We start from the raw sequence: 13,368 nt of genomic DNA, 5'->3' as shown, positions 1-13,368 counted from the left end.
CGGGGTCTGCGCGTCAGCGCAGCTTCGGGGAGAACCACCGGGTCACGAGGCGCCCGATGAGGTTGAGGAGCATGACGATGATGATCAGCAGGAGGGCGGCTGCCCACGCGCGTTCGAAGTTGATGTTCACCAGGCAGTCGATCGCATCCTCACGGCAGGGCACCGGGCCCTGCCGGTACTGGCTGAAGATGTAGACCGGCAGTGTCATCATGCGCCCGTCGAACGGGTTGAAGTTGATCGAGTCCGACACACCGGCGGTGATGAGGATCGGCGCGGTCTCGCCGATCACGCGGGCGATGGAGAGCAGCACGCCCGTCGTGATGCCGGCGACGGAGGTGCGGAGCACGACCCGGACGACGGTGAGCCACTTGGGGACCCCCAGCGCGTAGGACGCCTCCCGCAGCTCGTTGGGCACGAGCTTGAGCATCTCCTCGCAGGAGCGCACCACCACGGGGATCATCAGCACGCTCAGCGCGACCGCGGCGATGATGCCGAGCTTGGCGCCCGGGCCCAGGAAGATGCTGAACAGCGCGAACGCGAACAGGCCCGCGACGATGGACGGGATACCCGTCATGACGTCCACGAAGAAGGTCGTGGCCCGGGCCAGCGCGCCGCGCCCGTACTCGACGAGGTAGATGGCGACGAGCAGGCCGATCGGCACCGAGATGACCGTGGCGGTCAGCGTGATCATCAGCGTGCCGACGGCGGCGTGGTAGGCGCCGCCCATGTCCATGCCGCCGAACACGCCGCGCATCGACGTGAAGAGGAACTCACCGTCGAGCCGCTCGATGCCGTTCACGACGACGGTCCACAGGAGGGACACCAGCGGGATCACCGCGAGCGTGAACGCGCCGTAGATCAGCACCGTCATGATCCGGTCGGTGCGCTTGCGGCCCGTGTCGGCGGCGGTCAGGAGGGCACGCGTGCGCTCGACGGCGCCGGTGTCGTCCGTGATCGAGGTCGTGGCGCTCATCAGTTGGCTCCCGAGAATTCCTTGCGCCGCGCGACGATCGCGCGGGCGCCCATGTTGACCACCATGGTGATGACGAACAGTGCCAGGCCGGTGGCGATGAGCACGTTCACCGCGAGCCCGCTGGCCTCGGCGAACCGCGACGCGATGAAGGCCGCGATGGTCTGCTGCTGGCCGGAGTCGAAGATCTGGAACGAGTAGAGGATGCCGGGCGACAGGATCATCAGGACCGCCATCGTCTCGCCGAGCGCGCGGCCGAGGCCGAGCATCGCGGCGGAGATGACGCCGGAGCGGCCGAACGGCAGCACGGCCGTGCGGATCATCTCCCAGCGCGTGGCGCCCAGGGCGAGCGCCGCCTCCTCGTGCAGCGTCGGGGTCTGCAGGAAGACCTCGCGGGAGACCGCGGTGATGATCGGCAGGACCATCACCGCGAGCACCACGGACGCCGTCGCGAGCGACCGACCCGTGTTGGTCACGTTCACGGTCCAGAACGGCAGGAAGTCGAGGACGCCCGCGATCCACACCCACACGTCGCTGATGATCGGGGCCAGCGTGCGCCCGCCCCAGAGGCCGAACACCACGGACGGGATCGCCGCGAGGAGGTCGATCACGTAGCCGATCACCGAGGCCGCGCGGCGCGGCGCGTAGTGCGAGATGAACAGCGCGATCCCGATGGCGACCGGCGTCGCGAGCAGCAGCGCCATGGCCGCGGCCAGCAGCGTGCCGAACACGAGGGGGCCGACCAGGTCCCAGAGCGAGTCCATCCCCGCCGGCAGGCCGCCCTTGGCGCTCAGCTCCTCCGGCGAAGCGGCCAGGGCGGGCACGCCCCGCGCGATGAGGAACACCGCGACGGCCGCCAGCACCAGCAGCAGGAAGGCACCTGCGCCGGTGGTGATCCAGCGGAACACCCGGCTGAAGCCGCGCTCGGTGTCGCCGTGGTTGCGCCGCCGGGCGGGCGGCTTCAGTCGGCCGGGCTGGGCGTCCGGCGGACTGTCGGTGGTGGTCACAAGAGCTCCTCGATGCTCGTCGCTCGGAGTAGGGGGATCGGGATCAGTGACTGACATGGCTGTGCCGGCGACCGGACCTGCGACGCCGTCGGCGCCGTTCGGTCCGGCCGCCGGCCGGTGTTCATGTGCTTCGTCAGCCGACCGTGATCGACTCGATCGCGGCGGCGACCTGCTCGGCGGTGGCCGCCGAGATGGGCGCGTTGCCCGCGGCGTCGGCCGCGGCCTGCTGGCCCGCCTCGGAGGCCTGGTAGGCCAGGAAGGCCTTGACGAAGTTGCCCTGCGCCTCGTCGGCGTAGTTGGTGCAGGCGATGGCGTAGGAGACGAGCACCAGCGGGTAGGTGGCCGGGTCGGTCAGCGTACGGTCGACCTCGATCGCGAAGTCGTGCTCGGCACGGCCCTCGACGCGCGGGGACGCGTCCACCGTGGCGGCGGCACCCTCGGCCGAGAACGGCACGAACTCCTCGCCGACCTTGATCGACGCGGTGCCGAGCGTACCGACCTTGGAGGCGTCCGCGTAGGTGACGGCGCCCTCGGTGTCGGTCACGACACCGACCACGCCGGACGTGCCCTCGGCGGAGTCGCCGCCCTCGAGCGGCCAGACGCCGTCGGGCTCGTCGGTCCAGGCCTCGGGGGCCGTGGCGGACAGGTACTCGGTGAAGTTCTCGGTGGTGCCCGAGTCGTCGAGGCGGTGCACCGGCGTGATGTCGGTGTCCGGGAGGTCGGCGTCAGGGTTGTCGGCCTTGATCGCGTCGTCGTTCCACTTCTTGATCTCGCCGTTGAAGATGTTGGCGATGACCTCGGAGGAGAGGTTCAGCGAGTCGACGCCGGGGAGGTTGAAGGCCACGGCGATCGGGCTCACGTAGATCGGCAGGTCGATCGCGCCGTCGGTGCCGCAGACCTCGGCCGAGGCAGCGAGCTCCTCGTCGTCGAGCGCGGAGTCCGAGCCGGCCCACTGCACGCCGCCCGCGAGGAACTGCTCACGGCCCGCGCCGGAGCCGGCCGGGTCGTAGTTGATCGTGACGTCCGGGTTCGAGCTCTGGAAGCCGGCGACCCAGGCCTCCATCGCGGACTCCTGGGAGGACGCGCCTGCGCCGGCGAAGTCGCCGGAGATGGCCTCGCCACCCTCGGTCTCCGTGGGCTCGGCACCGGTCGTCGGGTCGGACCCGCAGGCTGCGAGGCTCAGCGCGAGCGCGCCCACCATGACAGCGGAGCCAACGCGGGGGAATCGGCTGATCTTCACGTGTCGTTCCATCCTGTTCAAGTCGTACGCGCGGCGAGCGCCGCGGCGTCAGTCGGGACGCTAGGCAGGTGGAGTGACCTGCTCACCAGGTCCAGGTAAACGGAGGGTGAACAAGCCCACGGAAAGCGGGTGATACGCAACACGCTCACCATGACACGGCCCGGCGTGTGCCACCCGCGGTGCGTCCCCGGGGTCATCCGCCTGCCTGCTCCTCCGGGCGGTCCCGGGTCAGGTAGATGGCCTTCGCGGCCTCGGCGATCCAGGCCTGGACGTCGGGCGAGATCGCGGCGTTGCCGGCCGCCGCGGCCGCGCGCTGCTGCCCCTCGGCCGAGGCGACGTACGCGACGAACTCCTTGACGAAGCCGCCCTTCGCCTTGTCCTCGTACCGCGAGCACACGACGAGGTAGGACACGAGCACCATCGGGTAGGCGAAGGGCTTGTCGATGGTCCGGTCGAGGGCGAAGGCGAGGTCGTGCTCGTAGCGGTTCTCGATCCGCGGCGAGATGTCGACGACGGCGGCCGCGGCGTCCGCGCTGTAGGGCACGTACTCGTCGCCCACCTTGATGGCGGCGCGCCCGAGGTCGGACGTGCGCGAGGCGTCGGCGTAGGTGATGCCGCCCGGCGTGGAGCGGACCGTGTCCGTCACGCCGCCCGTCCCCTCGGCGGCGAACCCCTGCGGCAGCGGCCAGACGCCGTCCGGCGGGTACGGCCACTCGTCCGGTGCCGTCGCGTGGAGGTAGTCGGTGAAGTTCTCGGTGGTGCCCGAGTCGTCGGACCGGTGCACCGGGGTGATCTCCAGCGCGGGCAGCTTCGCGTCGGGGTTGGCCGCGACGATCGCCGGGTCGTCCCACCGCGTGACCTGGCCCGTGAAGATCCGCGCGATGAGGTCCGAGGACAGGTTGAGCTGGTCGACGCCCTCCACGTTGAAGGCCACCGCGATCGGGCTGATGTAGACCGGCAGGTCGATCGCGTTGCCGCCGTCGCAGGCCGGGCCGGAAGCCGCCATCTCCTCGTCGCTCAGCGCGACGTCGGAGGCGCCGAAGGCCGTGTCGCCCGCGAGGAACGACTCGCGGCCGTCGCCCGACCCGACGGGGTCGTAGCTGACCGCGGCGTCGGGGTGCTGCTCCTGGAACCCGCTGATCCAGGCCTCCATCGCCGACTCCTGGGACGACGCGCCGGCGCCGACGAACGTGCCGGCGACGACGACCTTCGCCTCGGCGGTGGCCGTCGGCTCCACCTCGCCGCCGAACCCGGGCAGCCCGGCCGCGGCGCAGCCCGCGAGCGGCAGCACGAGGGCGCCGACGGTGGCGGCGGAGACGAGGCGGGTGTAATGGGGGGTGCTCACGGTTCGCGAAACTACTCAGGGGCGCGGTCCCGCGAGCAAACGCCGGGTGAACGGAGGGTGACCAGCGTTCACGTTTCACCCGTGAGGTGCGCCACGTCCGGGGCGCACCTCAGCGGGGGTCACCCCTCGTCGTCGGCCAGCTTGTAGCCCAGGCCGCGCACCGTGAGCAGGTACTTCGGCGTGCCGGGGTCGGGCTCGATCTTCGAGCGGATGCGCTTCACGTGGACGTCGAGCGTCTTGGTGTCGCCCACGTAGTCGGCGCCCCAGACGCGGTCGATGAGCTGGCCGCGGGTCAGCACCCGGCCGGCGTTGCGCATCAGCAGCTCGAGCAGGTCGAACTCCTTGAGCGGCAGCGCCACGCTCTCCCCGGAGACGGCCACGGTGTGCCGCTCCACGTCCATCCGCACCGGCCCCACCTCCAGCACGCCGTCCTCGTCCTGCTCCGTGGAGTCGGTGGGCTGCCGGCGCCGCAGCACGGCCCGCACCCGGGCCAGCAGCTCCCGGTAGGAGTAGGGCTTGGTCACGTAGTCGTCGGCGCCGAGCTCCAGGCCCACCACCTTGTCGATCTCGGAGTCCTTCGCGGTCAGCATGATGACCGGCACGTCACCGCGAGCCCGCAGCTCCCGGCACACCTCGGTGCCCGACAGCCCGGGCAGCATCAGGTCGAGCAGCACCAGGTCCGCCCCCTCCGCGTCGTACGCGGCAAGCGCCGAGTTGCCGTCGGCGGCCTCGATCACCTCGAACCCCTCGCGGGTCAGCTGGTACGTCAGCGGGTCCCGGTACGACTCCTCGTCCTCGACCACCAGGATGCGCGTCACGCACCTACCTCCTCGTTCTTCGTGGCCGCGGTGTCCGCGGCCTTGTGCTGGTCCTGCTCGTCGTGCTGGTCCTGCTGCTCGCTCGGGTCCTGTTCCTCGCCCTCGCGGACGGCGTCCGCCAGGGAGGGCGGGGTGACCCGGCCTGCGCCGGGCCGGTCCGCGGACGGGATCCGCAGCGTGAAGGTCGAGCCCCGTCCGGGCTCGGACCACATCTGGACGTCGCCGCCGTGGTCGGCCGCGACATGCTTGACGATACTGAGCCCCAGGCCGGTCCCGCCGGTGTCACGCGAGCGCGCCGGGTCCACCCGGTAGAAGCGCTCGAAGACGCGGTCCTGCGCGTCCTCGGCGATCCCGACGCCCTGGTCCACCACGGCGATCTCGACCAGGCCGCCCCGCTCGTTCACCCCGACGCCCACCCGGCTGGCCGGCCCGGAGTAGGCCACGGCGTTGTCGACCAGGTTGCGGACCGCGGTGACCAGGAGGTTGTGGTCCCCGTACACCTCGGTGTCCAGGTCGCCGCCCATGGTGATCGCGATGTTCTTGGCCTGGGCGGTGGTGCGGGCCCGGTCGACCGCCTCCTCCACGACCTCGCGGATCGGGACCGGCGTCAGCTTGGGCACCGCGCCGGCCCCCTGCAGCCGGGACAGCTCGATGATCTCCTGCACCAGCGCGGAGAGCCGCACGGCCTCGCGCTGCATGCGCTCGGTGAACCGCCGGACGGCGACGGGGTCGTCCGCGGCGTCGGCCACCGTCTCGGCGAGCAGCGCCAGCGCACCGACCGGCGTCTTCAGCTCGTGGGAGACGTTGACCACGAAGTCACGGCGGATCGCCTCGACCCGGCGGGCCTCCGTACGGTCCTCGGCGAGCACCAGCACCCGGTCCAGCCCGAGCGGCGCCACGCGTACCTGCAGCAACACCGTGCCCTGGCCCACCGGGCCGCGGGGCAGCTCCAGCTCCTGCTCGCGGATCACGCCGTCGCGCCGCACGAGGGCGACCAGGTCCGTGATGGCGGCGTGCACCAGGGCGTCGTTGCGCACCACGCCGAGGGCGTAGGCCGGGGGCGACGCGCGGATCACCTCGTCCTCGCCGTCGAGCACGACGGCCGCGGAGCGCAGCACCGAGAGCACGCGGACGAGACCCGCGTCGAGCTCGTCGGGTTCGGTCGGGGGCAGGGCGTGCTGATGCCGTTCGGAGACGCGGAACGCCACGGTGGCGACCACGCCGACGATCACGCCGAGAATTCCGGCGACCAGCACCGGTACCCCGGAGATGATTCCGTCCACGCCTCCAGGGTAGGTCGACGTTTCAACCGCTGACGGACGTGGGCGGTCGGTCGGAGGATCGCGTCGCCTACTGTTCATGTCAGGGAGGAAGAGCGTTAACCTCCCAGTACATCGCGCCGTCGAACCTAGGTGGGTGCGGGCGGTAGCTGTGCCGTGCGCCGTCCCGGGACGTGTCGGGGCGGCCGGCCCGGCCGCGCGTCGGCCCTGCCCGCCTCGCGGCGGCGCGACAGCGGACGCGAACCGTTCGTGCGCCCCGAGTGCGAGAGGAAACCGATGCGACAGATCTTCGATGCCGAGCTCCAGCAGGTCGGCGACGACCTGACCGAGATGAGCAGGCTCGTCGAGTCCGCCATCACCCGCGCCGGAACGGCGCTGCTGGAGGCCGACCTTCAGCTCGCGCAGGAGGTGATCGCCTCCGACAAGACCATCGACGCCATCGAGGACTCGCTCGACGAGCGGTGCGTGCACCTGCTCGCGCAGCAGGCCCCGGTCGCCACCGACCTGCGGGTGGTCGTCAGCGCGCTGCGCATGAGCGCCTCGCTGGAGCGGATGGGCGACCTGGCGCGCCACGTCGCCCAGGTGGCACGCGGGCGCTACCCCGCCCAGGCGATCGTCCCCGAGGCCCGGGACACCTTCGCCAAGATGCACGAGGCCGCCGTGCGGGTGGCCCAGCGCACCACCAAGCTGCTCGCCACGCGCGACCTGTCGGTGGCCGAGGCGCTGGAGCGCGACGACGACATCATCGACGAGCTGCACCAGGAGACGTTCAACACGCTCCTGGCGCCCGGCTGGCAGGGCACCGTGCAGGAGGCCGTCGACGTGACGCTGGTGGGCCGCTACTATGAGCGGTTCGGCGACCACGGCGTGTCGGTCGCCCGCCGCGTGACCTTCCTGGTCACGGGCGACTTCCCGGACGAGTGACCCACCCGCCCAGACGTTGAGTGCTGGATGTTCGCCCTTCTGAGTGGCTCAGAAGGGCGAACATCCAGCACTCAGCGGTTTCGGCAGGGGGTCAGCGGCCCTGGTTGGCGACCGCGGCGATCGCGTCCTTCGCCGCCTCCGGGTCCAGGTACGTGCCGCCCGGCTTCACGGGCGCGAGGGTCTCCTCGTCGAGCTCGTAGACCAGCGGGATGCCCGTCGGGATGTTCAGCCCGGCGATGGCCTCGTCCGAGACGCCGTCGAGGTGCTTGACGAGGGCCCGCAGCGAGTTGCCGTGCGCGGCGACCAGCACGGTCTTGCCGGCCTTGAGGTCGGGGACGATCTCGCTCTCCCAGTACGGCAGGGCGCGGTCGAGCACGAGCTTCAGCGCCTCCGTGCGGACGACGGGGGCGTCCGCGTAGCGCGGGTCCGCGTCCTGGCTGAACTCCGAGCCCAGCTCGATCTCCGGCGGCGGGACGTCGTACGAGCGGCGCCAGAGCATGAACTGCTCCTCGCCGAACTCCTCGAGCGTCTGCTTCTTGTCCTTGCCCTGCAGCGCACCGTAGTGGCGCTCGTTCAGGCGCCAGCTGCGCTTGACCGGGATCCAGTGCCGGTCGGCGACGTCGAGCGCCAGGTTCGCCGTCATGATGGCGCGGCGCAGCAGCGACGTGTGCAGGATGTCGGGGTTCACCCCGGCCTCCTTGAGGAGCGCGCCACCACGCTTGGCCTCCTCGACGCCCTTCTCGGAGAGGGCCACATCCACCCAGCCGGTGAACAAGTTCTTCGCGTTCCACTCGCTCTCGCCGTGGCGGAGCAGCACGAGGGTGTAGGTCATGGGCTCCATCCTGCCGCACTTTTCCGGGGCCGATGATGCCGCCGGTCCCGTGGTCTCAGAGCGTGGACGGACCCCGGCCGCAGGCGCGGCGGGCCTCGACGTGGTGCTTGCGGGCCTGCTCGTAGACGTCCAGCATCTCGTCGGCGGCGCGGTCCCAGCCGAACCGGGTCGCCGAGTCGCGGGCGCCGACGGCCAGCCGCGCGCGCAGCTCGTCGTCGTCCAGGAGGCTCTTGAGCACCAGGGCCCAGCTCTCGGGCTCGTGGTCGGGCACGAGGACGCCGGAGACGCCGTCCTGGACCACCGTGCGCAGACCGCCCACGGCCGCCGCGACCACCGGCGTGCCCGACGCCTGGGCCTCGGCCGCGACCAGGCCGAACGACTCGCTGTGCGACGGCACGGCCACCAGGTCGGCGGCGCGGAAGTAGTCGGCGAGCGTCTCCTGCGGCACCGGGTGCCGCACCCGCACGTGTGCGGCCACGCCCTCCTGGTAGGCGAGCGCCTCGAGCTCGCGGACGGCCGTGGGCCGCCCGGACGCGCCGCCCAGCACCACGAGCAGCGGCGGCTGCCCGTCGCCCTCCGACCAGACCCGCTCCCCCAGCGCCCGGACCAGCACGTCCGGCCCCTTGAGCAGCTGCACGCGGCCGGCGAACAGCACGATCTTGCGGTCCGTCGGCAGCGTGAGCCGCTCGCGCAGCTCGGCCCGCTGCCGGGCGCACGCGGCCGGGTCGTCGACGGCGTGCGGTGGTGCGAACACGCCGAGGTCCACGCCCGGCTGCACCACCCGGACCAGGGCGGGGTCTGCCTGGTAGTCGCGCACCAGGTCGGCGGCCTCCTGGTCGGTGTTGGCGACCAGGGCGTCGGACTCGGCGACCACCTGCTCCTCGCCGATGATCCGGCCCTGCGGCTCGGGGGCGTCCCCGGGCGCGAGGGAGGCGTTCTTCACGCGCGCCATGGTGTGCATGGTGTGCACCAGCGGCACGTCCCAGCGCTCCGCCGCGATCCAGCCCACCTGGCCCGACAGCCAGTAGTGGGTGTGCAGCACGTCGTACCAGCCCTCGGGGCGGTGCGCCTCGGCGCGCAGCACGCCCGCGGCGAAGGCGCACAGCTGCCCCGGCAGGTCGTTCTTGTCCAGGCCCTCGTACGGCCCGGCGGCCACGTGCACCACGCGAACGCCGGGCTCGGCGTCGGTCACCTTGGGCTGGGCCGACGACGTCGCCCGGGTGTAGATCTCCACCTGCGCGCCCCGGCGGGCCAGCGCCTTCGACAGCTCCAGCACGTACACGTTCATGCCGCCGGCGTCGCCCGTGCCCGGCTGCTCCAGCGGTGACGTGTGCACCGAGACCATCGCGATCCGGAGCGGACGGGGGGCGTCCGGCTCCGGGAGACCGGGCGGCAGGCTGTCGCGCATCACGCCTCCAGGACGCACGCGGGCACGGGCAGCTCCAGCCGGTCGGTGATCTCGCCCTGGCCCGACGCGCGGTCCAGCCGGACCGCGACGAGCTCGTCCGTGTTCTGCGCGGCCACGACGACGACCTCGCCGTCGGCCAGGACCGCGTGGTGGCGCGGCCAGGCGCCCGCGCCGAGGTCCACGTCGGCGACGTTCTCGATCGTCAGGTGGCCGACGGCGGCCTCGCTGCCCTGCGCCGCCCCGGAGCCGGCGTCCGCCGCACGCACCCGGAGCACCGCCAGGACGTCCGGGCCCCGCACGCCCACGTGCACCAGGTCGCCGGAGACGGTGATGTGCGAGGGGTAGCCGGGGGCGCCGTCGGGCAGGGTACGGGCGGTGATCGCCACCGAGCCGACGTCCTCCAGCCGGCCCGGACCCGCGGGGACCAGCACGTGCAGGCGGCAGTCCAGCTCGCCGGCGAGCAGGATCGTGCCGTCGGGCAGCTCGACCAGGTGGCGGGGTCCCGTACCGGGCGGCAGGACGGCGGCGATCTCGCCGCCCGCCGGGCCGGAACCGTCCAGCGGGTAGGTGCGCAGCTCGTCGGTGCCGAGGTCGGCCACGAGCACGCGGTCGCCCCACAGGTGCACGAAGTGGGCGTGCGAGCTCTCCTGCCGGTCCGTCACCGGACCCGTCCCCTCGTGCGGGAAGGTGCGGGCCTCCCCCGGCACACCGGAGTCGGCAAGGGGCACCACGGCGGCGACGCCGTCGCCGTAGTTCGCGACCCAGGCCGCGGAGCCGGTGGAGACGACGTGGCAGGGGCTCGTACCGCCCGAGGCGACCGTGCCCGCGAGGGCGAGCGAGCCGCCGTCGGACACGTGGAACGACGTGAGCGCGCCCGGCTCGGTCTCGCCGACCGCCAGGAGCGTGCGTCCCGACGGGTCGAGCGCGAGGAACGAGGGCGAGGCGACCGGCGCGGCGAGCACGGCGCCCGCGAACCGGCCGGCCGGGTCGATCTCGGCGCGCCAGACGCCCTCACCGGTGCCCGGCTCGGCCCCGGCCTTCGGATAGGTGCCGATCCACAGGGCGGTGGTGGGGTTGCTCATGCGAGCAGCCTAATGACGTGCACAGGGTGCTCCGGCCGGGAATGCACGGCGCCCCGGCCGCCCCTCGTCGAGGGGTGCCGGGGCGCGATGTGCCGTCGTGAGTACGTCGGCGTCAGCCGTTCGCCTTCGCGTAGGCGTCCTGGACCTCGGCCGAGATGCGCCCACGGTCGCTGACCGTGTAGCCGTTGGCCTTGGCCCATTCACGCACCGCAGCGGTGTCGCTTCCGGAACGGGACCGGCGCGTGGTGGCGGTCCGCGCAACGGCGGACTTCACCTTGCGAGCGTGGCCGACCCACGAAGCGAGCGAATCACGCAGCTGAGCCGCGTGCTCGGCATTCAGGTCGATCTCGTAGGAGACGCCGTCGAGGCCGAAGTTCACGGTCTCGTCGGCGGCACCGCCATCGATGTCGTCTTCGAGAACAAGCTGAACCTTCTGAACCATACGGGTACTTCCCTTCCGCGCCACAAATTCCGGGGTTAGTTCGCGAGCATGCCGCACTCAATATTGACATGTCAATAATGAGCATGTGACACCGATCACGAAAAATTCACCCAGGTTCGTGAAGTGCGTGGATTTGATCCGCGAAGGCCGGTACGGATAACCTCACCCGCGCGGATCAGTGCGAAGCGGAATTCCTGGTGTTTTCCGCCGTCGCCGTCATGCCCTCGCGATCCATTCGCTCGAGAGCCTCACGCTCGTGACGGTCCGCCCGGAGGATCTTTCGCATCGCAAACCAGAACAACAGGCCGACCCCGATCGAGGGCGTCAGCCCCGCGAGCACCGCAAGCGTCGTATCCATCACAAGATCCTCACATACTCGTCTGCGCGGCCGAAATCCTCAGGCCTGCGGCTTCACCAGCGGGAAAAGGATGGTCTCCCGGATACCCTGGCCCGTCAGAGCCATGAGCAGACGGTCGATGCCCATGCCCATTCCACCCGAAGGGGGCATCGCGAATTCCATCGCGGTCAGGAAATCCTCGTCGAGCAGCATGGCCTCGTCGTCGCCGGCCGCGGCCATCCTGGCCTGCGCCTCGAAGCGCTGGCGCTGGATCACGGGGTCGACCAGCTCGGAATAGCCCGTGGCCAGCTCGAAGCCGCGCACGTACAGGTCCCACTTCTCGACCTGGCCCTTTTCCGAGCGGTGGTCGCGCGTGAGCGGCGACGTCTCGACCGGGAAATCCCGGACGAACGTCGGTGCCGTCAGGTGGTCGCCCACCCGGTGCTCCCAGAGCGTCTCGACGAGCTTTCCGTGATTCAGGATCTTCTTGTTGCCGACCTCGACATCGAGCCGCTCGGCGATCTTCTCGAGCTCCTCGACGGAGGTGGCGGCGGTGATCTCCTCGCCCAGGCTTTCGGAGAGCGAGTCGTACATCCGCAGATTTGCCCATTCCCCGCCCAGCTCGTACTCGGAGCCGTCCGGAAGGGTCACGAGCGTGGTGCCGAGAACGTCCTGCGCCGCGGTCTGCACCAGGTCCTGGGTGAGCGCGCCGATGGTGTTGTAATCGCCGTAGGCCTCGTACGCCTCGAGCATCGCGAACTCCGGCGAGTGCGACGAGTCCGCGCCCTCGTTACGGAAGTTGCGGTTGATCTCGAAAACCTTCTCGACGCCGCCGACGACCGCCTTCTTCAGGAAGATCTCCGGCGCGATCCGCAGGAAGAGCTCCAGGTCGTACGCATTCATGTGCGTCGAGAAAGGGCGCGCCGAGGCGCCGGAGGCAATGGTCTGCAGCATCGGCGTCTCGACCTCGAGAAAGCTGCGGCGATAGAAGTTCTCCCGCAGGGAACGCACCACGCCGGAGCGCAGGCGCACCATGTCACGGGCCGCCGGACGCGCGATGAGGTCGACATACCGCTGCCGGACCCGCGCCTCCTCGGACAGGTCCTTGTGCAGCACCGGGAGGGGCCGCAGGGACTTGGCCGCCATGCGCCACTCGTCGGCGAAGACGCTCAGCTCGCCCCGGCGCGACGCGCCGACGCGGCCGTGCAGGAACAGGTGGTCGCCCAGGTCGACGTCGGACTTGAAGGCGGCCAGCGCCTCCTCGCCGAGCGCGGCCAGGCTCAGCATGCCCTGGAGGCGGTTGCCCTCGCCGTCCTGCAGCGTGACGAAGCACAGCTTGCCGCCGATGCGGACGAACACCACGCGGCCGGCCACGCCGACGACGTCGTCCGTCTCCTGGCCCGCCTCGAGGTGCCCGTACTTCTCGCGGACCTCCTCGATCGTGTCGGTGACCGGAACGCCGACCGGGTACGCCTCGGTGCCCTGCGCCAGGAGGCGCTCACGCTTCTCGCGCCGGATCCGCAGCTGCTCGGGCAGGTCGTCGGTCGGCGGGGTCGCGGCGTTCTCGGCAGCGGGGTTCTCGGTCGTCACGGAGGCGATTCTATCGGTGCGCATCACCCGCCGAGTTCTCTTTATCCGCCCGGTTGGACACACCGGACCCGGCGGAAATGCCGCGTCCTGCGC

Annotated in this window: 13 protein-coding genes; 1 reads left to right on the top strand and 12 read right to left on the bottom strand. The window is 71.2% G+C overall.

Annotation, left to right across the window (positions count from 1 at the left end):
* Positions 1-13: 13 nt before the first annotated feature.
* The 6 genes from pstA to AB0I29_RS12040 all read right to left on the bottom strand — a co-directional run bounded on the left by pstA (position 14) and on the right by AB0I29_RS12040 (position 6,663).
* Positions 14-973, bottom strand: coding sequence for a phosphate ABC transporter permease PstA (pstA, locus tag AB0I29_RS12065; RefSeq protein WP_285105382.1), 960 nt, complete (start codon positions 971-973; stop codon positions 14-16).
* Positions 973-1,977 (bottom strand): phosphate ABC transporter permease subunit PstC, encoded by a 1,005-nt coding sequence (pstC, locus tag AB0I29_RS12060; RefSeq protein ID WP_285105381.1) that lies wholly within the window; start codon positions 1,975-1,977, stop codon positions 973-975. The genes pstA and pstC overlap by 1 nt, the downstream gene beginning before the upstream one ends.
* Before the next feature lie 133 nt (positions 1,978-2,110).
* Entirely contained in the window at positions 2,111-3,178 is a 1,068-nt protein-coding gene (gene pstS, locus AB0I29_RS12055) for a phosphate ABC transporter substrate-binding protein PstS (RefSeq protein ID WP_357481872.1), read from the bottom strand.
* A gap of 232 nt (positions 3,179-3,410) precedes the next feature.
* Complete coding sequence (gene pstS / locus AB0I29_RS12050; RefSeq protein ID WP_357481757.1) at positions 3,411-4,562, bottom strand: phosphate ABC transporter substrate-binding protein PstS; 1,152 nt, start codon at positions 4,560-4,562, stop codon at positions 3,411-3,413.
* A 119-nt stretch (positions 4,563-4,681) separates the two neighbouring features.
* Complete coding sequence (locus tag AB0I29_RS12045; RefSeq protein WP_285105379.1) at positions 4,682-5,380, bottom strand: response regulator transcription factor; 699 nt, start codon at positions 5,378-5,380, stop codon at positions 4,682-4,684.
* The gene (locus AB0I29_RS12040; RefSeq protein ID WP_357481754.1) at positions 5,377-6,663 is read right to left on the bottom strand and encodes an ATP-binding protein; all 1,287 of its coding nucleotides are present in this window, start codon (positions 6,661-6,663) and stop codon (positions 5,377-5,379) included. The genes AB0I29_RS12045 and AB0I29_RS12040 overlap by 4 nt, the downstream gene beginning before the upstream one ends.
* Positions 6,664-6,936: 273 nt before the next feature.
* On the opposite strand from AB0I29_RS12040, the gene phoU reads away from it, so the two are divergent.
* Complete coding sequence (phoU, locus tag AB0I29_RS12035; protein WP_285105375.1) at positions 6,937-7,584, top strand: phosphate signaling complex protein PhoU; 648 nt, start codon at positions 6,937-6,939, stop codon at positions 7,582-7,584.
* A 91-nt stretch (positions 7,585-7,675) separates the two neighbouring features.
* On the opposite strand, the gene AB0I29_RS12030 is transcribed toward phoU, so the two are convergent.
* The 6 genes from AB0I29_RS12030 to lysS all read right to left on the bottom strand — a co-directional run bounded on the left by AB0I29_RS12030 (position 7,676) and on the right by lysS (position 13,275).
* Positions 7,676-8,416: a phosphoglyceromutase gene (locus AB0I29_RS12030; RefSeq protein WP_285105373.1), complete on the bottom strand. Its 741-nt coding sequence runs from the start codon at positions 8,414-8,416 to the stop codon at positions 7,676-7,678.
* 55 nt (positions 8,417-8,471) lie between these two features.
* Positions 8,472-9,824, bottom strand: coding sequence for a D-inositol-3-phosphate glycosyltransferase (mshA, locus tag AB0I29_RS12025; protein ID WP_357481752.1), 1,353 nt, complete (start codon positions 9,822-9,824; stop codon positions 8,472-8,474).
* Complete coding sequence (locus AB0I29_RS12020; RefSeq protein WP_357481750.1) at positions 9,824-10,906, bottom strand: beta-propeller fold lactonase family protein; 1,083 nt, start codon at positions 10,904-10,906, stop codon at positions 9,824-9,826. The genes mshA and AB0I29_RS12020 overlap by 1 nt, the downstream gene beginning before the upstream one ends.
* Before the next feature lie 112 nt (positions 10,907-11,018).
* The gene (locus AB0I29_RS12015; RefSeq protein WP_285105368.1) at positions 11,019-11,348 is read right to left on the bottom strand and encodes an Lsr2 family protein; all 330 of its coding nucleotides are present in this window, start codon (positions 11,346-11,348) and stop codon (positions 11,019-11,021) included.
* Positions 11,349-11,523: 175 nt separating this feature from the next.
* A complete protein-coding gene (locus tag AB0I29_RS12010) occupies positions 11,524-11,706 on the bottom strand; it encodes a hypothetical protein (RefSeq protein WP_357481748.1) in 183 nt (60 codons plus the stop codon).
* A 39-nt stretch (positions 11,707-11,745) separates the two neighbouring features.
* Positions 11,746-13,275: a lysine--tRNA ligase gene (gene lysS, locus AB0I29_RS12005; RefSeq protein ID WP_285105365.1), complete on the bottom strand. Its 1,530-nt coding sequence runs from the start codon at positions 13,273-13,275 to the stop codon at positions 11,746-11,748.
* Positions 13,276-13,368 lie beyond the last annotated feature (93 nt).

This window comes from Promicromonospora sp. NPDC050262, assembly GCF_040655935.1.
Taxonomy (GTDB): domain Bacteria; phylum Actinomycetota; class Actinomycetes; order Actinomycetales; family Cellulomonadaceae; genus Promicromonospora.
The sequence above is the reverse complement of the archived record's forward strand: the minus strand, read 5'-3'. Positions and strand labels throughout refer to the sequence as shown.

Excerpts from the sequence above, each read along its gene's own strand:
- pstA (WP_285105382.1), bottom strand. The coding sequence starts at position 973 with ATGAGCGCCACGACCTCGATCACGGACGACACCGGCGCCGTCGAGCGC.
- pstS (WP_357481872.1), bottom strand. The coding sequence starts at position 3,178 with ATGGTGGGCGCGCTCGCGCTGAGCCTCGCAGCCTGCGGGTCCGACCCG.
- phoU (WP_285105375.1), top strand. The coding sequence starts at position 6,937 with ATGCGACAGATCTTCGATGCCGAGCTCCAGCAGGTCGGCGACGACCTG.
- AB0I29_RS12030 (WP_285105373.1), bottom strand. The coding sequence starts at position 8,416 with ATGACCTACACCCTCGTGCTGCTCCGCCACGGCGAGAGCGAGTGGAAC.
- mshA (WP_357481752.1), bottom strand. The coding sequence starts at position 9,824 with ATGCGCGACAGCCTGCCGCCCGGTCTCCCGGAGCCGGACGCCCCCCGT.
- AB0I29_RS12020 (WP_357481750.1), bottom strand. The coding sequence starts at position 10,906 with ATGAGCAACCCCACCACCGCCCTGTGGATCGGCACCTATCCGAAGGCC.
- AB0I29_RS12015 (WP_285105368.1), bottom strand. The coding sequence starts at position 11,348 with ATGGTTCAGAAGGTTCAGCTTGTTCTCGAAGACGACATCGATGGCGGT.
- AB0I29_RS12010 (WP_357481748.1), bottom strand. The coding sequence starts at position 11,706 with ATGGATACGACGCTTGCGGTGCTCGCGGGGCTGACGCCCTCGATCGGG.